19 protein-coding genes, 1 tRNA gene and 2 pseudogenes are annotated in these 21962 nt (G+C 69.7%); 8 read left to right on the top strand and 14 right to left on the bottom strand.

The window, feature by feature from the left end; all coding sequences use genetic code 11:
• The 3 genes and pseudogenes from dnaJ to dnaK all read right to left on the bottom strand — a co-directional run bounded on the left by dnaJ (position 1) and on the right by dnaK (position 3447).
• Entirely contained in the window at positions 1-1176 is a 1176-nt protein-coding gene (dnaJ, locus tag IF67_RS0124855) for a molecular chaperone DnaJ (protein WP_030989195.1), read from the bottom strand.
• Between the two features lie 45 nt (positions 1177-1221).
• Complete coding sequence (grpE, locus tag IF67_RS0124850; protein WP_030086077.1) at positions 1222-1872, bottom strand: nucleotide exchange factor GrpE; 651 nt, start codon at positions 1870-1872, stop codon at positions 1222-1224.
• Positions 1869-3447 (bottom strand): annotated as a pseudogene (gene dnaK, locus IF67_RS39510) (molecular chaperone DnaK). Before dnaK ends, grpE begins: the two are co-directional and overlap by 4 nt.
• 290 nt (positions 3448-3737) lie before the next feature.
• On the opposite strand from dnaK, the gene IF67_RS0124840 reads away from it, so the two are divergent.
• The 4 genes from IF67_RS0124840 (at position 3738) to IF67_RS0124825 (ending at position 9203) form a co-directional block, all read left to right on the top strand.
• A complete protein-coding gene (locus tag IF67_RS0124840; RefSeq protein WP_030989194.1) occupies positions 3738-6020 on the top strand; it encodes a (Fe-S)-binding protein in 2283 nt (760 codons plus the stop codon).
• Positions 6021-6190: 170 nt separating this feature from the next.
• A complete protein-coding gene (locus IF67_RS0124835; RefSeq protein WP_030989193.1) occupies positions 6191-7510 on the top strand; it encodes an FG-GAP repeat domain-containing protein in 1320 nt (439 codons plus the stop codon).
• A gap of 73 nt (positions 7511-7583) precedes the next feature.
• On the top strand, positions 7584-8147 hold the full coding sequence (locus tag IF67_RS0124830; RefSeq protein WP_030989192.1) for a GNAT family N-acetyltransferase: 564 nt from the start codon (positions 7584-7586) through the stop codon (positions 8145-8147).
• A gap of 99 nt (positions 8148-8246) precedes the next feature.
• A complete protein-coding gene (locus IF67_RS0124825) occupies positions 8247-9203 on the top strand; it encodes a Yip1 family protein (protein WP_030989191.1) in 957 nt (318 codons plus the stop codon).
• Between the two features lie 138 nt (positions 9204-9341).
• Here IF67_RS0124825 and IF67_RS0124820 read toward each other — a convergent pair whose 3' ends face one another.
• From IF67_RS0124820 to dcd, 3 genes are all read right to left on the bottom strand, one after another.
• Entirely contained in the window at positions 9342-10853 is a 1512-nt protein-coding gene (locus IF67_RS0124820; RefSeq protein ID WP_030989190.1) for a ricin-type beta-trefoil lectin domain protein, read from the bottom strand.
• 303 nt (positions 10854-11156) lie between these two features.
• Entirely contained in the window at positions 11157-11654 is a 498-nt protein-coding gene (locus IF67_RS0124815; protein WP_030989189.1) for a phosphoribosyltransferase, read from the bottom strand.
• Between the two features lie 98 nt (positions 11655-11752).
• A complete protein-coding gene (gene dcd, locus IF67_RS0124810) occupies positions 11753-12328 on the bottom strand; it encodes a dCTP deaminase (protein WP_030989188.1) in 576 nt (191 codons plus the stop codon).
• A gap of 605 nt (positions 12329-12933) precedes the next feature.
• On the opposite strand from dcd, the gene IF67_RS0124800 reads away from it, so the two are divergent.
• A tRNA-Gly gene (locus IF67_RS0124800) sits at positions 12934-13007 on the top strand.
• A 63-nt stretch (positions 13008-13070) separates the two neighbouring features.
• Here the strand turns inward: IF67_RS0124800 and IF67_RS39505 are convergent.
• The 6 genes and pseudogenes from IF67_RS39505 to IF67_RS0124770 all read right to left on the bottom strand — a co-directional run.
• Positions 13071-13842: pseudogene (locus tag IF67_RS39505) on the bottom strand (hypothetical protein); the annotation flags it as partial.
• Between the two features lie 475 nt (positions 13843-14317).
• On the bottom strand, positions 14318-14500 hold the full coding sequence (locus IF67_RS0124790; protein ID WP_030989187.1) for a helix-turn-helix domain-containing protein: 183 nt from the start codon (positions 14498-14500) through the stop codon (positions 14318-14320).
• A gap of 202 nt (positions 14501-14702) precedes the next feature.
• Positions 14703-15719 (bottom strand): hypothetical protein, encoded by a 1017-nt coding sequence (locus IF67_RS43870; RefSeq protein WP_030989185.1) that lies wholly within the window; start codon positions 15717-15719, stop codon positions 14703-14705.
• 135 nt (positions 15720-15854) lie between these two features.
• Entirely contained in the window at positions 15855-16181 is a 327-nt protein-coding gene (locus IF67_RS0124780) for a DMT family transporter (protein WP_030989184.1), read from the bottom strand.
• Positions 16178-16528, bottom strand: a complete 351-nt coding sequence (locus IF67_RS0124775; protein WP_030989182.1) for a DMT family transporter — start codon at positions 16526-16528, stop codon at positions 16178-16180. Before IF67_RS0124775 ends, IF67_RS0124780 begins: the two co-directional genes overlap by 4 nt.
• A complete protein-coding gene (locus IF67_RS0124770) occupies positions 16525-17073 on the bottom strand; it encodes a TetR/AcrR family transcriptional regulator (RefSeq protein WP_030989180.1) in 549 nt (182 codons plus the stop codon). The genes IF67_RS0124775 and IF67_RS0124770 overlap by 4 nt, the downstream gene beginning before the upstream one ends.
• Positions 17074-17488: 415 nt before the next feature.
• Here IF67_RS0124770 and IF67_RS0124765 point away from each other — a divergent pair, with 415 nt between their 5' ends.
• The 3 genes from IF67_RS0124765 (at position 17489) to IF67_RS40445 (ending at position 19336) form a co-directional block, all read left to right on the top strand.
• A complete protein-coding gene (locus IF67_RS0124765; protein WP_030989179.1) occupies positions 17489-18007 on the top strand; it encodes a SigE family RNA polymerase sigma factor in 519 nt (172 codons plus the stop codon).
• Positions 18000-18668 carry a hypothetical protein gene (locus IF67_RS45195; RefSeq protein WP_030989177.1) on the top strand — a complete coding sequence of 223 codons (669 nt, stop codon included), beginning with the start codon at positions 18000-18002 and terminating at the stop codon, positions 18666-18668. The genes IF67_RS0124765 and IF67_RS45195 overlap by 8 nt, the downstream gene beginning before the upstream one ends.
• Positions 18669-18748: 80 nt before the next feature.
• On the top strand, positions 18749-19336 hold the full coding sequence (locus IF67_RS40445; RefSeq protein ID WP_051818560.1) for a hypothetical protein: 588 nt from the start codon (positions 18749-18751) through the stop codon (positions 19334-19336).
• A gap of 576 nt (positions 19337-19912) precedes the next feature.
• On the opposite strand, the gene IF67_RS0124750 is transcribed toward IF67_RS40445, so the two are convergent.
• A complete protein-coding gene (locus IF67_RS0124750; protein ID WP_030989173.1) occupies positions 19913-20650 on the bottom strand; it encodes a response regulator transcription factor in 738 nt (245 codons plus the stop codon).
• Positions 20647-21864: a sensor histidine kinase gene (locus IF67_RS0124745; protein WP_051818558.1), complete on the bottom strand. Its 1218-nt coding sequence runs from the start codon at positions 21862-21864 to the stop codon at positions 20647-20649. The genes IF67_RS0124750 and IF67_RS0124745 overlap by 4 nt, the downstream gene beginning before the upstream one ends.
• Between the last annotated feature and the right edge of the window lie 98 nt (positions 21865-21962).

Below are 21962 nucleotides of genomic sequence, written 5' to 3'. Positions count from 1 at the left end.
TCAAGCTCCCTTCGCGGCCTGGAACAGCTCTGCCCGCGGGTCCGGGCCCGCGGTCGCCTCGCGATAGGACTCCAGCGAGTCCTTCGCCTTGTCGCTGAGGTCGCTGGGGACCAGCACCTCTATGGTGACCAGCAGATCACCGCGGGTGCCGTCCTTGCGGGTGGCACCCTTGCCCCGGGCGCGCATGGTGCGCCCGTTGGGGGTGCCGGCCGGCAGCTTCAGCGTCACCGGCGGACCGCCCAGGGTCGGTACCTTCACCTCGCCGCCGAGGGCGGCCTCCGGGAAGGTGACCGGCACCGTGACGGTGAGGTTGTCGCCCTTGCGGCCGAAGACCGGGTGGGCGTCGACATGCACGACCACATACAGATCGCCGGCCGGACCGCCCTGCTCGCCCGGGGCGCCCTTGCCGCGCAGCCGGATGCGCTGCCCGTCGGAGACGCCCGCGGGGATACGGACCTGCATCGTGCGGGCGCTGGTGGCGCGACCACTGCCCTTGCAGACCTCACAGGGGTCCTGGGCGATCAGGCCCCGGCCCTTGCAGTCGGCGCACGGGTCGGTCAGCGAGAAGCCGCCGCCCGCGCCCCGGCTGACCTGGCCGGTGCCGACACAGGTCGGGCAGACCCGGGGCGTACCGTTTTTGTCGCCGGTGCCCGAACACGCCTTGCACGGCGCCTGGCTGGACATCCGCAGCGGGACCGTGGCCCCGTCGACCGCCTCGGTGAAGCTGAGCGTCACCTCGGACTCGATGTCCTGGCCGCGGCGTGCGTGGGTACGCGTACCGGCGCCGCCACGGTTGAACAGACCGCCGAAGACGTCCCCCAGGCCGCCGCCGAAGCCGCCGCCCCCGCCACTCTGACCGGGCGCGCCTCCGAAGAGGTCGCCCAGGTCGAAGTTGAAGGAGCCGCCGCCACCGGCGGGACCCGGCCGGTAGCCGCCGTTGCCGAACAGCGTGCGCGCCTCGTCGTACTCCTTGCGGCGCTTGCTGTCCCCCAGGATGTCGTTCGCCTCGGAGATCTCCTTGAAGCGCTCCTCGGCCTTGGCGTCGCCCTTGTTGGCATCCGGGTGGAACTCGCGGGCGAGCTTCCGGTACGCCTTTTTGATCTCCGCTTCGGTGGCGTCCTTCGGGACGCCGAGGACCTTGTAATAGTCCTTCTCGACGAAGTCCTTGGTGCTCATCCCCGACGTCCCTCCTCCCGCGCGGATTTTCTGTTTGCCCTCACGTCAGCCCTCGTCCGGGCCACCGCTCTCCTCGTCCGAAGCCTTCACGTCCTCGTCGGAGGTGGACTTGGCGCCCTGCGCGCCCGGCTGCGGTTCGGCGACGGCGACCCGCGCGGGGCGGATCGTTCGCTCACCGATGCGATACCCGGGCTGAAGGATCGCCACGCACGTCGTCTCGGTGACATCCGGTGCGTACGAATGCATCAGCGCCTCGTGGATCGTCGGGTCGAAGGGCTCGCCCTCCTTGCCGAACTGCTGGAGACCCAGCTTGGCGACCACGGTCTCCAGCGATTCGGCCACCGACTTGAAGCCGCCGACCAGTTCGCCGTGTTCACGCGCACGGCCGACGTCGTCGAGCGTGGGAAGGAGCTCGGACAGGAGGTTCGCCGCGGCGATCTCCTTGACCGTGACCCGGTCCCGCTCCACCCGACGGCGGTAGTTCTGGTACTCCGCCTGGAGCCGCTGGAGGTCCGCCGTGCGCTCGTTGAGCGCGGTGCGTACCTGGTCCAGCTGCGCCTGGAGCGCTATGTCCGTTACGTCCCCGGCCGGGGCCGAGCCCGCCTTGTCGGCGGACTCGGCCTGCGCCGCGTCTTCGGGAGCGGCGTCGGAAGGGACGTCGGGCTTCTCGTCGAAGCCCGGGGTCTCCTCCGTCACGCGGCACCATCCTTCTTCGGCTTCTCGTCGTCGACGATCTCGGCGTCCACGACGTCATCGGCGGCGTCCTGGGCCTGCTCACCGGCAGCGGCGCCCTCGGCACCGCCGGCGGCCTGCGCGCCCTGGGCGTCGGCGTACATGGCCTGACCCAGCTTCTGGGAGACGGCCGCGACCTTCTCGGTGGCGGTGCGGATCTCGGCCGAGTCCTCGCCCTTGAGCTTCTCCTTCAGCTCACTGACGGCTTCCTCGACCTCGGTCTTCACGTCACCGGGGACCTTGTCCTCGTTGTCCTTGAGGAACTTCTCCGTCTGGTAGACGAGCTGCTCGCCCTGGTTACGGGACTCGGCGGCCTCGCGGCGGGCGTGGTCCTCGTCCGCGTACTTCTCGGCCTCCTGGCGCATCCGGTCGACCTCGTCCTTCGGCAGCGAGGAGCCGCCTCATGATGCCGCCCTTGGTCTCGATACCGAGGGACAGCGGGGTGACGTCCAGCAGGAGGACGTCCTTGACCTCACCCTTGAGCACACCGGCCTGGAGGGTGGCGCCGATGGCGACGACCTCGTCCGGGTTGACGCCCTTGTTGGCGTCCTTGCCGCCGGTCAGCTCCTTGACGAGCTCGGCGACGGCGGGCATACGGGTGGAGCCGCCGACCAGGACCACGTGGTCGATCTCGGACAGGTTGATACCCGCGTCCTTGATCACGTTGTGGAACGGGGTCTTGCAGCGGTCCAGGAGGTCCGAGGTGAGCTGCTGGAACTGCGAGCGCGTGAGCTTCTCGTCCAGGTGCAGCGGGCCCTCGGCGGAGGCGGTGATGTAGGGAAGGTTGATCGTCGTCTCCGTGGAGGACGACAGCTCGATCTTCGCCTTCTCCGCGGCCTCGCGCAGGCGCTGGAGCGCCATCTTGTCCTTGGCGAGGTCCACGCCGTGGCCGTTCTGGAACTGCTTGACCAGGTAGTCGACGACGCGCTGGTCCCAGTCGTCACCACCGAGGTGGTTGTCACCGTTGGTGGCCTTCACCTCGACGACGCCGTCGCCGATCTCCAGCAGCGAGACGTCGAAGGTGCCGCCACCGAGGTCGAAGACCAGAATGGTCTGGTCGTCCTTCTCCAGGCCGTAGGCCAGGGCGGCCGCGGTGGGCTCGTTGACGATACGCAGGACGTTGAGGCCCGCGATCTCACCGGCCTCCTTGGTGGCCTGGCGCTCGGAGTCGTTGAAGTAGGCCGGAACGGTGATGACCGCGTCGACGACCTTCTCGCCCAGATATGCCTCGGCGTCGCGCTTGAGCTTCTGCAGGATGAAGGCGCTCATCTGCTGCGGGTTGAAGCCCTTGCCGTCGATGTCGATCTTCCAGTCGGTGCCCATGTGGCGCTTGACCGACCGGATGGTCCTGTCGACGTTGGTGACCGCCTGGCGCTTGGCGACCTCGCCGACCAGCACCTCGCCGTTCTTGGCGAAGGCGACAACGGACGGCGTGGTCCTGGCGCCCTCGGCGTTGGTGATGACGGTGGGCTCACCGCCTTCGAGAACACTGACGACGGAGTTCGTCGTGCCCAGGTCGATGCCGACCGCACGTGCCATTTCAATTCCTCCAGCTGACTTGAGTGGAACAGGCTCAACAGTGCAGCACGGAAGAAATCCTGTCAACAGACCTGAGTCGAGTGCGCTCAAGTTTTATATCGCCCTTACCGTCACCAGGGTTCCATCCCCCAGACGCGGAGGGCTTACCCAGGGTTGCCTTCGCGACGCAGATCACCGGCCGGGCGGCTTCATGGGGCGGAGGAGAATGGGTAACCTCAGCGGCAGACCCAAAAAGTTACCGCTTAGTAGTTCCCACCGTTTTCCGCTCTCGCAGGTACGAGGAGCCTCCCATGCAACTCGCCGCGATCATCGTGTCGCTGGTGCTCATCGCGGTCGCCGTGGCGCTGTTCGGCCGCGCCCTCCTGCAGATCTACCGCCAGATGCGGCTGGGCCAGCCGGTGCCCGCAGGCACCCGGACCGACGCTCCCGCCCAACGGACCGTCACGGTGGCCAAGGAGTTCCTCGGCCACACTCGCATGAACCGCTGGGGCGTCGTCGGCGTGGCGCACTGGTTCGTGGCGGTGGGCTTCCTCACCCTGCTGCTGACGATCGTCAACGCCATCGGCCAGCTCTTCCAGGCCGACTGGCTGATCCCGGTGATCGGCGACTGGCTGCCGTGGGAGATGTTCGTCGAGGCGATGGGCACGATGACGACCGTGGGCATCATCGCCCTGATCGTCATCCGGCAGCTGAACCGTCCCGGCGGCGCGGGCCGCAAGTCCCGCTTCGCGGGCTCCAACACCGGCCAGGCGTACTTCGTCGAGACCGTCATCCTCATCGTCGGCATCTGCATCGTGACGCTGCACGCCCTGGAGGGCGCCCAGCACGGCGTCGACCACTACGAGCCCGCGTACTTCGTCTCGTACCCCCTGGTCGTGGCCTTCAAGGGCATGAGCCTCGGCACGGTGCAGAACCTGACCTACCTCTTCGCGGGCATCAAGATCGCGACGTCCTTCATCTGGATGATCACGGTCTCGCTCAAGACCGACATGGGTGTGGCCTGGCACCGCTTCCTCGCCTTCCCCAACATCTGGTTCAAGCGCGAGGCGGACGGCGACGTCGCCCTCGGCGCCCTTCAGCCGATGACCACCCAGGGCAAGCCGATCGACTTCGAGGACCCGGGCGAGGACGACCAGTTCGGCGTCTCCCAGATCGAGCACTTCTCCTGGAAGGGCCTGCTCGACTTCTCCACCTGCACCGAGTGCGGCCGCTGCCAGTCGCAGTGCCCCGCCTGGAACACCGGCAAGCCGCTCTCCCCGAAGCTCCTGATCATGTCGCTGCGCGACCACGCGCACGCCAAGGCGCCGTACCTGCTCGCGGGCGGCGGCAAGGACGAAGAGGGCAACGAGAAGGCGACCGCCGAGCAGCTCGCCGACGTCCCCGCGTCCGCGCTGGCCGAGGCCGAGCGCCCGCTGATCGGCACCCTCGAAGAGAACGGCGTCATCGACCCGGACGTCCTGTGGTCCTGCACCACCTGCGGCGCCTGTGTCGAGCAGTGCCCGGTCGACATCGAGCACATCGACCACATCGTCGACATGCGCCGCTACCAGGTCATGATCGAGTCCTCGTTCCCGTCCGAGGCGGGCACGATGCTCAAGAACCTGGAGAAGAAGGGCAACCCCTGGGGCCTGGCCAAGAAGCAGCGCCTGGCGTGGACCAAGGAGGTCGACTTCGAGGTTCCGGTCGTCGGCCAGGACGTCGAGGACCTCACCGAGGTCGAGTACCTCTACTGGGTCGGCTGCGCCGGCGCCCTGGAGGACCGCGCCAAGAAGACCACCAAGGCCTTCGCCGAGCTGCTGCACATCGCGGGCGTGAAGTTCGCGATCATGGGCGGCGACGAGAAGTGCACCGGTGACTCGCCGCGCCGTCTGGGCAACGAGTTCCTCTTCCAGCAGCTCGGCGCCGAGAACGTCGCGACGCTCAACGCCGCCTTCGGCGAGTCCCTCAACGAGGAGGGCGGGGTGGACGAGTCGACCAGGAAGCCGAAGGCGTCGAAGAAGATCGTCGCGACCTGCCCGCACTGCTTCAACACGATCGCGAACGAGTACCCCCAGCTGGGCGGCGAGTACGAGGTCATCCACCACACCCAGCTGCTCCAGCACCTGGTGGACGAGGGCAAGCTCACCCCCGTCACCCCGGTAGAGGGCCTGATCACCTACCACGACCCCTGCTACCTGGGCCGCCACAACAAGGTCTACACCCCGCCGCGCGAGATCATCGCCAAGGTGCCGGGCCTGCGGAACGAGGAGATGCACCGCCACAAGGAGCGCGGCTTCTGCTGTGGCGCCGGCGGTGCCCGCATGTGGATGGAAGAGCGCATCGGCAAGCGCATCAACAACGAGCGCGTCGACGAGGCGCTGTCGCTGAACCCCGACATCGTCTCGACGGCCTGCCCCTTCTGCCTGGTCATGCTGACCGACTCGGTCAACGGCAAGAAGAACGACGGCAAGGCGAAGGAATCCGTCCAGGTCGTCGACGTGGCCCAGCTGCTGCTGGACTCCGTCAGGACCCCCGCCGACCCGGCGGCCGACGAGGCGCCGGAAGACGCGCCGGAGCCGGAGCCGGTGAAGTAACGGCGCGGACAAGCGCGTTGGCCGAGGGCCGGTCCCTGTTCCGTACGGGGGCCGGCCCTCGGCGTGCCGGGCAGCGGGTGCGGCGGGCATTGCGGGGCGGCAGGCCCCCGGGGAGCATCGGGGGCCGCGGAGGACGAGACGACAACAGCGGCACGGGTGGGGTGGGCGGTATGCACAGACGGATCGTCACGGCAGCAGGGCTCGGACTGATCGTCCTTCTCAGCTCCTCCTGCGGTCTGCTCTCCCCCTCCGGCGACGCACCCCGCGCCGCCCCGCACCGCACCTCGTCACTCCCTGCCGCGCGCCCCGTACCCCTCGGCCAAGGCAGCAAGGCCGCCGGTGACTTCAACGGCGACGGCCACCCCGATCTGGTCCTCGACAGCCTGCTCGCCCGCGGCCAGGACGACGACCCGGGCATCGGCATCGTCTACGGCTCCGCACACGGACTCGCCCCGGCCACCCGGGGGTTGCTCACCCCGGCCCGGAACGCCGCCCGCACCCGGACGGCCGTCCCCGCCGCCTTCGACGCCGAGACCGTCTGCGATCTCGACCGGGACGGCTTCAGCGACCTCGTCGTCACCACCGACCCGCCCTACGACGGCGTGGGCCGCCCGCCCGTCCCCGTACAGCTCCTCTTCGGCTCGCCCCGGGGCCTCGGCTCCGCCCGCGCCGTCAGGCTCCGCCTCCCCGACCGGGCGCGCTTCGGCAACGAGTGGCCCGACCAGCCGGTCTGCGGTGACTTCGACGGCGATGGCGCGCCCGACCTGGCCGTCACCGCCTCCGGCCCCCGGATCAGCTATCTGCGGGGCCCGTTCACCCGCACCGGCGCCCCCGAGGCGGCCGGCGCCCCCCTCGGCATCCCCGGAACCGCCCTGGCCGCCACCGCGCCCCTCGCGCCCTCGTCCGACATCGACCACGACGGCGCCGACGACCTCCTCGTACGCTCCGCCGGCCCCGGCCGCCGCGCCCGCAGCCGCCTCGCCCTCGGCGGCCCCCGGGGCCCGCTCCGCGCCGGCCCGGCCGTCTACCCGCCCGGCTACGCCACGGCCTTCGGCCGCTTCGCCGGGCCCGGCCGGGGGGTGACGTCCGTCACCGCCGACACCGACGGTCTGCTGTCCGTCGGCGGCCGCCCCGGCAGGATCCGTACGGGCACGGGCCAGGTCCCCACCCTCGCGGCCGGCGATGTGCACCACGACGGCTACCCGGATCTCGTCCTCGGCGGCACCCGCCCGGCCCTGCTGAGTGGCACCGCACACGGGCTGTCCGCCACCCCCCGCCGCCTCCCCGTGCCCCGTCTCCCCGGCGCCGGCCGCCCGTACTCCACGGTTCTCGCCCTCGCCGACTTCGACGGTGACCGCCGGGCCGACCTCGTCCTCCTCACCCGGCGCGGCCGCACCCACGACCGGGTGACGGTCCTCACCGGCGGCCCCTCGGGCCTCGCCGCCCAACCCGCCCTCTCCTTCACCACTGCTGACTTCGCGGCTCCCTGACCGCTCGCGCCGCGGATTGTGGTGCGTGGCTAATACAGTTGCCCGGCGCCGATCGCGCGCCGACCATGACGCCATGGACACAGATACGGGCAGGGACACGGCCGACGGTCCGGGCGCCATGGCACGCCCCGCCCCGCCGGGGACGCCGCCCACCTCGCCCGTCACGATCCGGCTCGCCCTCCCCATCGACGCCCCCGCGATCGCCGCCGTCCACCAGGCGTCACGGCAGGCCACCATGCCCTACCTGCCGCCCCAGCGCCGTACCCACGAAGAGGTCACCCGCTGGATCCGGGAGATCGTGCTGCCGCAGTGCCACACCTTCGTCGCCACCCGGGGTCCCGAGCTCCTCGGCTACGCGGCCGTACAGGGCGACCTGCTCGACCAGCTCTACCTCCGGCCGGACGTCCGGCGCGCCGGCATCGGCACCCTCCTCCTCGCCGAGGCGCGGCGCCACCGCCCCGACGGCCTGTCCCTGCATGTCTTCCAACTCAACGCCGACGCGCGGGCGTTCTACGCCCACCACGGCTTCCGGGTGGTGGCCATCCACGACGGCCGCGCCAACATGGAGAACCTCCCGGAGCTCACCCTCCGCTGGACCCCGGCCCCGGGGCCTCTGATCCCTCGGGGAACCCCCTAAGGGATGTCACAGGTCAGATGCAAACCCCGCCCCGATCCGCCTGCTCCGCCACCCGATCCGCACGGACCAGGTACTTTCGAGTACGTGGCTGGATTCAGGATGGGTCGCGGACGGGATACCCGCCCCGCGCAGAACGGACAGCAGGGACAGCAGGGGCAGCAGGCTCCGTACGGGCAGCAAGGGCCGTACGGGCAGCAGCCCCCGCCACCCCATGGGCAATGGCAGCAGGCGCCGCAGCAGGCCCCCCAGCAGTACGGCGGGCCGCAGGGGCAGACACAGCCGCACGGGCAGTACGGCGAACCCGAGTACTTCGGCGACGGCGGCTACCAAGCCCAGCAGCAGTCCTACGCGCCGTACTCGAACGACAACAACCCTGGCCACACGCAGCAGTTCAGCGTCGGCGACACTCCGGACGCCTACGGTGCGCCCCAGGACCAGTACGACCAAGGCACCGACGGTGAGTACGCGTCCGGCGGCACCTACCGCGCCGGCCGGACCAGCGCACCGCCGGCCGGCCCCCGGCTGCACTGGAAGCAGCTGCTGTCCGGCATCGTGCTGCGCCCCGACGCCACGTTCTGGCAGATGCGCGACCACGCGGTCTGGGCCCCGGCGCTGATCGTCACCTTCATCTACGGCCTGCTCGCGGTCTTCGGCTTCGACAAGGCCCGCGAGGATGTGCTCAACGCCACCCTCTCCAACAGCATCCCGTGGGTCGCGATCACCGCCGTGATGTTCATCATCGGCAGCCTGATCCTGGGCACGGTCACCCACACCCTGGCCCGCCAGCTCGGCGGCGACGGCGCCTGGCAGCCGACCATCGGCCTGGCCATGCTGATCATGACGATCTCGGACGCGCCCCGGCTGCTCTTCGCGATGTTCCTCGGCGGCGACAGCACCCTGGTCCAGGTCCTGGGCTGGCTGACCTGGCTCGCCGCCGGCTACCTGCTCACCTCCATGGTCAGCAAGTCGCACGACCTGCCGTGGCCCAAGGCACTCGGCGCCGCCTCGATCCAGCTGGTCGCGCTGCTCGCCCTGCTGAAGCTCGGCACCCTGTAAGGCCGGACCGGCCACCGCAAGGGGCCCGCCCCGGAGCACCAGGCTCCGGAGCGGGCCCCTTGCCGTACGGCGGACTGACCGCTTGCCGTACGGCGGGCTCACCGCGTGGCGATCACGGCGTGATCCGAAGGACGGGCCCTAGGCGAACCGCTGTCCCGCCGACCCGTCGCACCCCTGCAACCGCAGCGGTTCCTTCGCCGCCCCCAGCGTCAGGCACAGCGACGGTGCGGCGGCGGGCCGGATCGTGCCGCCGCCGTCCCGGACGAACTGCTGGTTGGCCGTGCCCGAGCAGTTCCACAGCACCAGCCCGGCACCGGCCCGGTACCGCGCGCCCGGCACGTCCAGACACCGGTCCTGGGTCAGCCCCACATGCACCGACCGCCGACCGCCGTCGTACCACCAGTCCTGGTGGCGCTGGCCGTTGCAGTCCCAGCCGCCGACCGCCGTCCCGTTACGGCTGGCACCGCCGGTCGCATCCACACAACTCCCCGTACCGGCGTTCTTCAGCGGCCGGTACGCGTCGTCCCAGGCCCCCGCGTACAGCTTCGGCTGCCCGGTGCTCGCCGGATCGGCGCAGGACGCCTCGCGCAGCCCCGCGGCGTACAGCTGGGTCAGACACGAGGCGAAGGCGCCGTGCCCGCGGGCGTTGGGGTGGAACGACTGCCGCACGGAATTCGAGTCCGGCGGGAAGGGGTTGGCGAGATTCACGTAGAGGCCGCGGGCCCAGGTGTCCTCCATGCACACCTCGTGCCCGTGGAACAGCCGCGACGCGTCGAGATAGGTCGCCCCCGCGTCCTGCGCGGCCTTCCGCATGCCCTTCTCGAAGGCCGGCACGGCGGCATTGCGCCCCCAGCCCGCATCGGAGGTGTAGCCCGTGCAGCCGCCCAGCAGCTTCCCCGGGTAGTGCGGGTTGTCCTCCACGTCCGGCCCGATCGGGCTCGGATACGACATCACCACGAGCCGGTAGTCGCCGTCCGCGTACCCCGCGTCCCGCATCACGGTCCGCAGATCGCCGAGCGTCCGCCCGACCTTCGGCACCAGTCCGTCGACCCGCGCCTGCCAGCCCGGCTGGTACTTCGGCTCACAGGTGCCCTGGAGCGTGAACCAGCGCACCACACAGTCCGTCATCACCGGCCCGAACTGGAGATCGTCATTGGCGCCGGCCACCAGGAGCACCATCTTCAGCCGGGTGTTCCGGGCCGCGATGGCGAGACTGTCGCTCTGTACCAGCTCGTCGGCGTACTGCTTGCTGCCGCCGATCACGATGTTGCCGCTGGACGCACCCGAGCAGGCGGCGTTGTACGTCACATCCGCCGCGATACCGGTCCGGTGGATCGCCGAGTCCGGCGACCGATGGCACCAGTTGTCCGGCCCGTCCGTGCCCGGCTCATACGTCCCGACACCCTCCCCCGAGATCTCGCTGTCCCCCAGCGAGATCAACGAGGTCTTCCGCTCCCCGAGGGATCGCTCGGCCGGATCCCCATAGAGCTTCGCCGCCTCCCGCGCCCGGATCTTCTCCAGCTCGGGCGGCAACGGCGTGGCGGACACGGCCCCGGCCGGCGCCCGGCCCGCCGCGGCCCCGGTGGCGGCACTCGCCCCACCCGCCGCCACGGAGAACACCACGGCCAGCGCCACGGTCGACGTCACCACGCCGCCCCTGAGCCACCGCCCCCGCCCGGCCCGCGCCCGGCATCCCGTATGCGCTGCTGCTCCCGTACGCCGCCCTGCGTCCGTACGCGACCTTGATCCCGTACGCCGCCCACGTAACGCCCACCGCCCGCGTCTCGCGCGCACCATTGGGCCTCCCCTCCGGTCTGCTGTTACCGCGGGTTGTACTCGCAGGTAGCAGACGGTGGAACACCCGGAACGGGATTGGCCGAAAGCAGCGCAGGGAAACCCACCCGACCGCCAACTCCCTTACCGGGGACGGCGATCGGTGGTCCGCCCGTCACCTCAGGCGTCGAGGACCTGCCCCGCACGCCGCACGACCGGCGGCTCGACGCTCCACGGGAAGTTGATCCATTCGTCCGTGCGCTTCCACACGTACTCGCACTTCACCAGCGACTGCGACTTCTCATAGATCACCGCGCTGCGGACCTCCGCCACGGTCCCCTGGCAGAAGTCGTGCACGAGCTTCAGCGTCTTGCCGGTGTCGGCGACGTCATCGGCGATCAGCACCTTCTTGTCCGAGAAGTCGATCGCATTCGGCACCGGCGCCAGCATGACCGGCATCTCCAGGGTGGTCCCCACCCCGGTGTAGAACTCCACATTCACCAGGTGGATGTTCTTGCAGTCCAGCGCGTACGCCAGGCCGCCGGCGACAAAGACCCCGCCCCGGGCGATCGACAGCACGACATCGGGCTCGTACCCGTCATCGGCGATCGTCTGCGCCAGCTCGCGGACCGCCCCGCCGAACCGCTCGTACGTCAGGTTCTCCCGCACGTCACTCACGTATCTCTCTCAGACCTTCTGTGTCCACACGCTCTGCCACGCGCCCGCCCTGTCGGGCGCGCCCCCCACACCGAAGCGGCTGTGTCATACCTGCGTCGTCATACCTGCGTCCGGTGAAAGTTCCTGAACGACCGGGACGGCGTCGGACCGCGCTGCCCCTGGTAGCGGGAGCCGTACTTCTCACTGCCGTACGGGTGCTCGGCCGGCGAGGTCAGCCGGAACATACACAGCTGCCCGATCTTCATGCCCGGCCACAGCTTGATCGGCAGCGTGGCGACATTGCTCAGCTCCAGCGTCACGTGCCCGCTGAACCCCGGGTCGATGAACCCGGCGGTCGAATGCGTCAGCAGCCCCAGCCGCCCCAGCGAGCTCTTGCCCTCGAGCCGGGAAGCAAGGTCATCGGGCAACGTGATGACCTCGTACGTCGAGGCCAGCACGAACTCGCCCGGGTGCAGGATGAACGCCTCATCGCCCTCGGGCACGACCTCACGGGTGAGGTCGTGCTGCTCGACGGCGGGGTCGATGTGTGGGTAGCGGTGATTCTCGAACACCCGGAAATAGCGGTCGAGCCGCACGTCGATGCTGGACGGCTGCACCATCGACTCTTCGTAGGGGTCGATACGCACCCGACCAGCATCGATCTCGGCCCGGATGTCCTTGTCTGAGAGAAGCACGCAGATGAGGATACGCGCCCGCACCACCCGCCCCGCACGACGAGGGCCCGGCCCCCCACCGGGGAAGCCGGGCCCTGAAGAATCCTTGCTCCTACTGCCTGTCGCTACGTCTCTTACTGCATCTCTTATCGCGTCTCTTGCCGCGAGCCGCTACGCCTCTTGATCGCTACCGCTTCGAGTGCTCGACGGGCACCGAGTGCCGCAGCCGAGCACAGCGCGGGCAGCGCAACAGCCGTCCGGGACCGAGCCGGTCGGTGGTCTGCATCGGGAACGAAGCGGTGCTGAACACGTGGCCCTCGGCACAACGTACGACGGTGCGCTCCATCAAGTCCCTCTCCCAACTGCGTGGACAACAAAAGCCACATTAGGGGATGAACTGGGCGCCCTCACAAGCGGCACTCCGACGCCCACCGTACGCCTCAACTCCCGCGCCCCACACTCGCATCCCACCCCGCACATCACCCGCAACCCACACCCCCGACACCCCACTCAACGGCCCCGCCGGACACCCCCGACACCCCACCCGGGCATGCCAAATGCACCGCGAAGCGGTGATGGGGTAGAGTGTGCGACGATGTTCCGCCCTCGCTCAGAGGCGGGATGACGCGGGTGTAGTTTAATGGTAGAACATGAGCTTCCCAAGCTCAGAGCGCGGGTTCGATTCCCGTCACCCGCTCCACAGACTCAGGCCCAGCTCAGGGGCGCAACCCCCAAGCTGGGCCTCTGTGTTGTCTAGACCGATTCAGGCGCCACGCACCACCTCCGCACCACCTGACCCCTCATCGGGCTGGTCAGAGTCCTTCTGCCGCGCGGCTCGCACCATCCTGTCCAGGCCGCCCGCCACCTCCTTCTGACGCTCGCGGTCCGAGTGTTGATAGATGAGCGCTGCCTTCTCGGAGGACTGCCCCGCCCGCACCATCGTGTCCTTGAGGGTGGCGCCGGGCAGGGTGGCCATCGTGTGCCCGGTGTGACGCAGGTCGTAGAAGCGGAAGTTCTCCGGCATCCCCACCTTCGTACGGGCCCGGCGCCACTTCCGCCCGAAGGAAGAACGGCGGAACGGAGCACCCTTCTCCCCCACGAACAGCAACCCGTCCCGATCCTTCTCCGCGTACCAGTCCAGATGGCGGCGCAGATCCTTGTGGAGGAAGGCCGGCAAGACGATGTACCGCTTGCCCGCCTCCGACTTGGTGTCGCCCACCGCACGCCTGCCGGTGGTCAGCTCAGGCGCGGCCTTGCGCACCCGGTCACGCACACGCGGCGCAGTGATCCGGTCCGGGTCGTCCGCCTCGAGGCGCGGGAGGAGGTGCAGCCGCAGCAGACGTCTGTACAGCTCGTCGGTAGTCGCGGAGAGCCCGCGCTCGCCGACCCACTTCAGCGCGTAGGTCTTGAAGTTCACGGCACCGGCGTCCGGGTCTCGCCAGTCCCCCGCGTGTGAGGTCCGCCTCGATCTGCGAGAGCCAGACTTCCGCGTCGGTCTTGGTGTCAAAGGTGTCGGGTGCCCGCCTTCGTAGGCCTCCTCGAAGACGGTGGTGGTCGTCACCGCCGCCAGGGGCGAGGAGAGGCCGGCTGTACACGGCCCTTGGCGGCTGAGTACGAGTCAACCGCCGGAGCAACAGACAGATCCGCAACCGGGTTGCGAGGTAGTAGTCCCTTTGCGGGTGGGTCAGTTGACGGGCACGCCCGCGCGGGTGGCGAACGCCCGGACGCCCGGGAGGCTCCGGTCATGCCGGAGCAGACCGCTGGCCAGGCTCTTGACCGACCCGCGCCGGATCTCCTGTGGTGCGGCACGTTCGGCCGCCAGCAGAGCCCGGTAGCACTGCTCGGGCTAGAGCACCGCCGCAGCGGCCAGAAGTTCGCGGCGTCGCACGGGGTCGTCCCCCTCCTCTGGACCAAGATTGCGATCAGCCCTAGCCGAGGCGGGCCGACGCCGAGTCGATACCGGCGTTGACCCGGACGGCGCGGCAGCGAGGAGGGCGGACAGGGAAATGTCTAAGACATCGGAAAAATCTGACGCAGTGCATCCAGGCCGTTGACCGGGATGACATCCCGCTCGACCTGAGACACCCAGCTCTCCGACCGGTCGATCATCGCAACCAGGTCCCGCTGCGGCCATCCCTTGCGCCTGCGCGCCTTGGCGATCGTCTTGCCAAGTGTGAGTTCGCTTCCCGCCATCGGGCACGCCCCCGAGATCCCGTATCCGCATCGCGTGAGCACGCAACGGTACTGGCGAAAGAGGCCCGGCTGTAGAGGGCAAGGCAGAGTAGGCCAACTCTTGGCTGTCCCCGCCGTCCACAGCCGTGGAGGGCCCTTACCGAATTCGATGTGCTGGTCGTCCGCCGCGCCGACTGGTACTCACCAGCCAGAACCGCATGGTTCAGGCGGCCCTGACCTGTGCGGTCAGGCTGCGGGTGCCGGTGGCGGTCAGGGCTGCCGTCAGGGCGGCGATGATGGCCGACTGCACGGTGGAGGCGGCGATGAGCGAGCCGGGGGCCTGGGCTTGGAGCGCGAACGCGAGGATGAGGATCCGCTGTACGAGGACGGCGAGGCCAAGTGCGGCCAGTGCGAGGGGCAGTGCGGGATCTGCCACGTGCTTCGGTGACCGGCGCCGGGCGACCAGAGAGAGGGCGGCCGCGGCGATGAATGCCGAACCGCCGGCCCATCCAGTGTCCGCCACCCCGGGCCACACCACGATCGACGCGCCCATGAGGACGCAGGTGCCCATCAGGGCCGGCCCGGGTGAGGCCAGTGGAAGCCTGGCGGGCGGGGCGTCGCGGTGGAAGCCGCAGCACAGGGCGAGGACGGTCAGCCAGGCGAATGCCGTAGTCGTGAGTGAGAGGGCGACCGACACGGTGCCCCATCCGCCGTCCACGTGATGCAGGGCTGACGCCAGGTCAGGAAGGGCCGCGAGGAGGGCGAAGACGAAGGCGGTGTGCCTGTGGTCGCGCAGCAGCGCCATGTAGGCCACCGTCCAGGCCAGCGGGAGCAGCCACAACGCCGCCCCGTACAGCCCGGGCAGGGCGCCATGGCCGGTGAAGCCACCGAGGGACAGCTCCCGGTCCGACGCGGGGGCGCCTTTGAGCCAGGTGAGGAAGAGGGCCCGTTCGGTCAGTGCAGAGGCCGCATGCAGCAACACGCTCAGCAGCGCGAAGAGGCGCACCGTCGCGCCGAAGATGGCGTAGCGGGCCGGGGCGCCGGCGGCGCCCATCCGGGTGCGGAGGGCGAGGGCGGCGATGCCGGCCACCTCGCCCCAGGCGAGACGCATCTCGTCCCGGTCCTGTTCGTCGATCCCGTGCAGATAGGTCTCCACCATCTCCTCCTCCCGCTCAGCGCGGTAGTAGGAGGGCAGCAGGCGCAGGGCGGTGCGGTAGCGCTGTTCGAGCAGAGTCGTCATGCGGTGCCTCCGGCGATGCCCGCGCGACGCACCGAACTGCTCGCGGGAGCCGGTCTGTCGTGCGTGGGGCGGTAGGCGGCTGGGGTCATGGCGTCGCACTGGAGGGCGTGCGTGCGGGGCCCTCCAGCGGTCGCGTCAGTGGGCGGCACCGAGCTCGATGGTCAGAACGCCGGCGACGATGAGGGCGATGCCGAGGCTCATGACCTTGGTGAGCGGCTCCTTGAACAGGATGCGGGAGGCGAGCGCGGTCAGGGCCACGCCGGAGGCGGCCCAGATGCCGTAGGCGACGCCGAGGGCCAGTCCGCCGTCCAGGGCGAGCGTGAGCAAGACGAAGGCGGCCAGGTAGCCGGCGCCCAGGCCGACGAACCACTTCCGCTTGTTCTCGGCCTGCGCGGCCATGCGCAGCGACAGGGTGGCGGCGACCTCGGAAAGGATCGCGCCGGCCAGGAAGATCCAGGTCATGAGGCCATTCCTTCCTTGCGGGCGGGCGCGGCCTGGGAGCCGAGTTCGACGCACAGGGCGCCGCCGATGACCAGGGCGATCCCCAGACCCGTGGTTGCGGTGAGCGGGTCGCCGAAGATGACCGTCGCCAGGACGGCGGTGAGGGCGACGCCGGAGGCGCCCCAGATGCCGTAGGCGACGCCGAGGCCCATTCCCAGGCGCAGGGCGAAGGTCAGGGCGGCGAACGAACCTATGTAGCCGATCGCCACGACGGCGAACCAGGCCGCGTGGTCGAGGGCGGCTCGCAGGGAGATCGTGGCAGTGGCTTCGAGCAGGATCGCGGCGAGGAGCAGCAGCCATTTCCTCATGGGGCGGTCTCGTCTTTCAGGAGTTCTTCGGCAACCGCCATCACCTGTGCGCGGTCTTGTGCCAGGGCGGGGAAGACGTCGGTTGCGGCGGCCATCCAATAGCCGTCGGCCAGCAGGCGTGCGGCCGTGAGCCTGCCGCGGGCCGGCGCCGGCAAGTCGTCGGGCAGGTCGAGCCACCCCTCGAAACGGCGCACCCAAGCCGCGGTGAGGGCTTCGCGGTACAGGGCGTCGGCGTAGATCGCGAAGTCCGCGCGGTCGAACTGCGCGGCCAGTGCCACCTCGACGTAGGCGCGGATCCGCTGGTGCGGCGAGGCCGTCTCCACCGGCTGTCCCAGGCGGTCGAGCAGGAGCTCCTCCCACCGGGCGGCGACATGGTCGACGACGCCGAGCATCAGCGCTTCCTTCGTCGGAAAGTGGTACATCAGCCCCGGCTTGGTCAGCCCGACCTGCTTGGCCGCGGTGGCCAGAGTGACCGCCCCGCCCCCTTCCGCACGCAGAAGATCGAGCGCGCCCTCCAGAATCTGGCGTTTTGCGTTTCCCGTCATGACTCTACTTTACCTTCCGGAAGGTAAAGTACAAGTGACGGCTCCTCCCGTAGGAGCTGACCTGGAAAGACACGTGAGGGAAGCCCACCACCGTGGTCGGGCCGTTCGGCCGCAGGAGGCCCGCCTCCGTCGGTGGCGTCCGGCACACGCAGGCCACAGCCCGCCGGGCAGGACGGGACAGCGGCCCGGCATGCGTGACGCACTCGTGATCGTGCGCCTGTAACCGGCGGGGTGGGTGTGTGCGTAAGCAGCGATGTACGTCGGCCGCAGCAGGAGTACCAAGTGGAGCGATGGCCCCCAATGACAGTTTGTCCGCCCGTGGCGTGCCTGGGACGGGAGTGTGTGAGGTGTCTGCGGCCGTCTTCAGGGGTGGGGTCCGTGCGGCGTTGTCCGAGTGGATCCGCCGGGGCACGGCATGAATGAGCGGGAGTTCGATGCGTTCTACAGCGGAAGCGTTGGCCGGCTTACGGGCCAGTTGTACGCGATGACCGGCGATCTCGCGGAGTCCCAGGACGTGGTGCAGGAGGCGTTCGCCCGAGCCTGGGAGCGACGGACCGCACTGGATGCGAGCGGCGCCCCCGAGGCATGGGTGCGCACGGTGGCCTGGCGGTTGGCGGTGAGCCGGTGGCGGCGGGTGCGTGCCGCGCTGACCTTGGTGCGCCGGCAGGGCCCACCCGCCGATGTGCCCCCGCCCGACCCCGATCATGTGCTGTTGGTGGAGGCGTTGCGCAGTATTCCGGATGCGCAGCGGCGGGCGATCGTGCTGCATCATCTGTGTGATCTGCCGGTGCGTGAGGTGGCGGCCGAGACCGGTTGTCCGGTCGGGACGGTCAAGGTGCATCTCCGTCGGGGACGCGCGGCCCTGGCCCGGCTTCTCTCCGACTCGGAGCTGGATCCCCGCTCGGACGGGCTGTCGGAGGTGAAGCGTGGCTGACCAGACCGAATGGGGCCGGCGCCTGCACGAGCTCACCGAGTCGAGCCGCCGCCGTGTGGTCGCGGCGCCTGCTGAGCGGGTGCGGGCCCGCGGCGACCAGCGCCGTCGGCGTAAGCGTGTCGCCGCGACAGCGGGCGGGGCGTTCCTGCCCGTTGCCCTCGCCGTGGGCGGTGCCGGGCTGTTGTCGATGCCCTCCTCCTCGACACCGGACCCCGCAGAGGTCACACCCGCGCCGACCGCGTCTGCTTTCACCACCCCGACTCCTGTGCCCGGCGAGGAGTACGCGAGCGAACTCGGCTACGTGTACGGGGCCGTGACCGAGGGCGGCAAAGTGCGGATCACGGTCAAGCAGTTGCGTGAGCTCCGTGGGGATGCGGCGTCGGCATACGCGCGGGCCCATGGGCTCACGGCACCCGCCGACGGCGAGGCCCTGGCGGTCGACACCGGCACGGTCCACACGCTGACCCTGCCGGCATGGACGCCGGTCGAGGCTCATGAGCTGTCCGGGAATCGCGCCACCGATATGAGGCTGGGGCAGTTGGTCGGGGAGCTTCGCTCGCGGCCGAAGTGGACGTTCTGGATCGACTACGACACCAGGCACCAGGTCGCGTCCCTGCGGGAGGTCGGGCAACGACCGGATCGGGGCGTTACGCGCTCATGACATTCCCGGTGTAACCCGCGGGACGGCCGCACGCGTAGAGCCCATGTACACCGACCACACCCGATCGATGGGGTACCACCATGTTCCACTCGCACCACCGCATCGCCGCGAGCGCCGTTGCTGTCGCCCTCGCCGCCCTTTCCCTGACCGCCTGCGGCAGCAAGGACGACGCCGTGAAACCCGCCGGGGCCGTTGCCGGCGTCCAGGCGAGCGACGGCAGCAAGCCGATGAGTGGGTCCGACAACAGCAAGCCGAGCGGCTTGACCAGCACGTCGAAGTCCGGCGAGCAGCGACGCGCGCCCGGACAGGCCGACAAGCGCCACTGGGCCAACTCCAAGCAGTTCGTGCAGATCCACAGCGCCGGGGTCACCGGCGGTCAGACGTACCTGATGGTCCGCCCCGCCCTGAAGAAGCCCGTCACCGGCCCGACCGAAGGCTGGGACGTCATACCGACGAAGGGCGCGTTCCACACGGTGTCCCTGGCGAAGAACGCGCGGGTGCTGGCGTCGGCGCCGCTCACCGGCCAACCCGCCCCGAAGCAGATCAGCCAGGCCGAATTCGCCAAGCAGGTGAACAAGTTGGACAAGGAGAATCACCTCGTCGGCTTCGACCTCACCTTCAACGGTGACGGCGACGTGGTCAGGGTGCAGTCGCTGTACACGTCCTGACCCGACTGCACGGCCGGTGACGGAACGACCGAAACCCTCCCCCGGCCGTTCACGCGGCCGGCGGCCGCACAGCTTCTGCCCCCCGAAGTGGAGGGCCCCGGCATCACCATGCCGGAGCCCTTTGCTGCCCGAAATTGTTGCTCCGCGCCCATGCTCGCAGTCGCCTCTTCCTCTCCGCGAGGAGAACCTGGCGGCAATCGGCAACCTCCTGACGAGGCTGTACCCTCCGCGTGCCCCAACGGGCGGTCAATCACGGTCAAGGCGGGTACCCTCGGCACTCCCGGCCCAGCCTCAAAGTCCGCGTTCACGCAGGTCAGACCCTCAATGGTGACCTCAGACGCCGTTGATTCCCAAGCTCAGAGCGCGGGTTCGATTCCCGTCACCCGCTCCAGAGAGAAACCCCAGGTCACGTGACCTGGGGTTTGTTGTTGTCCGAACCTGTTGCGGGGCAGCGTACACACCGCATGCTCCCAACTCGCGAAGCCGTTCAACACCGCAGCCGGAATGGAATGGGACTTCGACGACGAGATCGTCCCCGGCGGAGGGGCCCCGCAATGGGTGAGCCAAGTGCAGCGCTCAGTCCGCTAGTCCGGTGCGGTAGGCGTAGCGGACGGCCTGGGCGCGATCGCGTACGCCGGTCTTCGCGAAGATGCGGTTGATGTGCGTCTTGACCGTGGCGCGGCCGAGGTAGAGGCGTTCGCCGATCTCGGCGTTGGACAGGCCCTGCGCGATCAGTGCCAGCACCTCTACCTCACGGAGGGTCAACGGCTCCGGCAGTGGGGCCGGCACGTCCCGCCTGGGCTGAGCCGGTTCGGGAGTTGCGGTCGGGGAAGCCGACGCCTCCCAGTCCGGAACTGTCGCGGACTGTGGCAGCAGGCCTGATGTGACGGTCGCGACCAGACGTTCCTGCACCACCGGATCCATCCATGTCAGGCCCTCGTGCACGGCACGGATCGCCCGTTCGATCTCGTCCGCACCCGCGTCCTTGGTGAGATATCCCTTCGCACCCGCTCGCAGTGCGGGAAAGACCGACGCGTCGTCCGCGTAGGTCGTCAGCACCAGCACAGCGATCCCCGGGGCTTCTTCGCGCAACGTCCGGGTTGCGGCGAGGCCGTCCGTGCCAGGCATCGCCAGGTCCATCAGCACGACATTCGGGCGGTGTTCGAGGGCCATCTCCACCGCCTCGGCGCCGTCGGCCGCACCACCCACGACCTCCATGCCCACATTCAGGCCGACGAGCAACATCAGGCCCTCGCGGGTCACCCGCTGGTCATCAACGACCAGCACCCTGATGGGTGCCAGGGAATCGCTCACGCCGGTATCTCCATCTCCACGGTCCAGCCCTGCTCGGCGGGTCCGGCATGGATGCGGCCGCCAACCCGTTCGATGCGCTCCCGCATGCCCCGCAATCCGTTTCCGCCGCCCGTCCACGCTTCGACGGGCGGCACGGGAACGCCGGCTTCGGTGCCGTTGTGGTCCGCTCCCACTGCGCGGCCATGGTCCGAGATGGTCAGGGTGGTGGCCTGTGGTGTGTAGCGCAGCACCACGGTGGTGGGCGAACCGGCAGCGTATCGGGCGGCGTTGGTGAGCGCCTCCTGAGTGCCCCGATAGAGCGCGAGGTTCGCCTCCGGCGTCAGCGTTCTCGGTTGCCCGGCCACCGACAGCGTGATCGACAGCGCGAGGTCGCGGCGGCACCGACCGACCAGGGTGGTGAGCTGGTCGACCATGGGCACTTCGTCCCCGTGCAAGGCGGCAACGGCCCGCCGCGCGTCGGCCAGACCCTCCCGGGTCAGTTCGCCGCTGCGTACGATCAGCTGGTGCAGAGCCGGGTCGACTGTGCCGCGCTCGGCGAGCTTGCGGGCGCCCTCCAGTTGCACGGAAAGCGCCGACAGGGACTGCGCCAGGATGTCATGCAGTTCCCGGGCGATGCGGGTGCGTTCAGCGACGGCGGCAGCACGTGCCTGTGCCTCCCGCGAGTCCTCCAGCTCGGCGAGCAGCAGTTCGGCGTGGTCATGTCGCAGCCGTGCCTGGCGAGCGAAGACGTAGGCGACACCGAGTACCACGCACAGCAACGCACTGGCCCCGGCATTCTGGACCGCGTTGCGTGCTGGGCTGACGTAGGCGGTGATGACCGCGTTCGCCACGGTCAGCGGTGCGGCCAGCAGGACGGCCAGACGCGGACGCAGGCGCGCAAAGAGCATCGCCACAGCGGTGGCGACGGGGACCATCATCATCGAGGTCGTCTGGAGCAACGCCAGCACGTTTCCGCCGGCGCCCAGGATCAGCGGTATCGCAGCGGTGGCCGCCTCTGACTTCCCCGTGCCCCGGGCCAAGGCCGCGAGAGCCAGTGACAGCAGGCACCCGGCCAGCGCCAGGCTGATGACGAGACCTTCACCGGCCACACCCGGGTGCGGCCGACTCTGCAGAACCGAGGCGGTAGTCAGGACCATGACCCCCCACAGCGCCAAGTGCATCCGCGCGGCCTGACGCGCGGCACGCTCGGCCGCACGCGACCGGGCCTCCGCCACTCTCGGACTGTCCCCCTGACAACCGCCGGGCGGCGTTGAGCTCATGCCGGACAGCATAGGAGCGGCCGGCCCCGGGAAAACCGGGCCCGGCCGCTGGT

It is taken from the genome of Streptomyces sp. NRRL S-1813, from assembly GCF_000719605.1.
In the GTDB taxonomy this organism is placed as follows: domain Bacteria; phylum Actinomycetota; class Actinomycetes; order Streptomycetales; family Streptomycetaceae; genus Streptomyces; species Streptomyces decoyicus.
The sequence above is the reverse complement of the archived record's forward strand: the minus strand, read 5'-3'. Positions and strand labels throughout refer to the sequence as shown.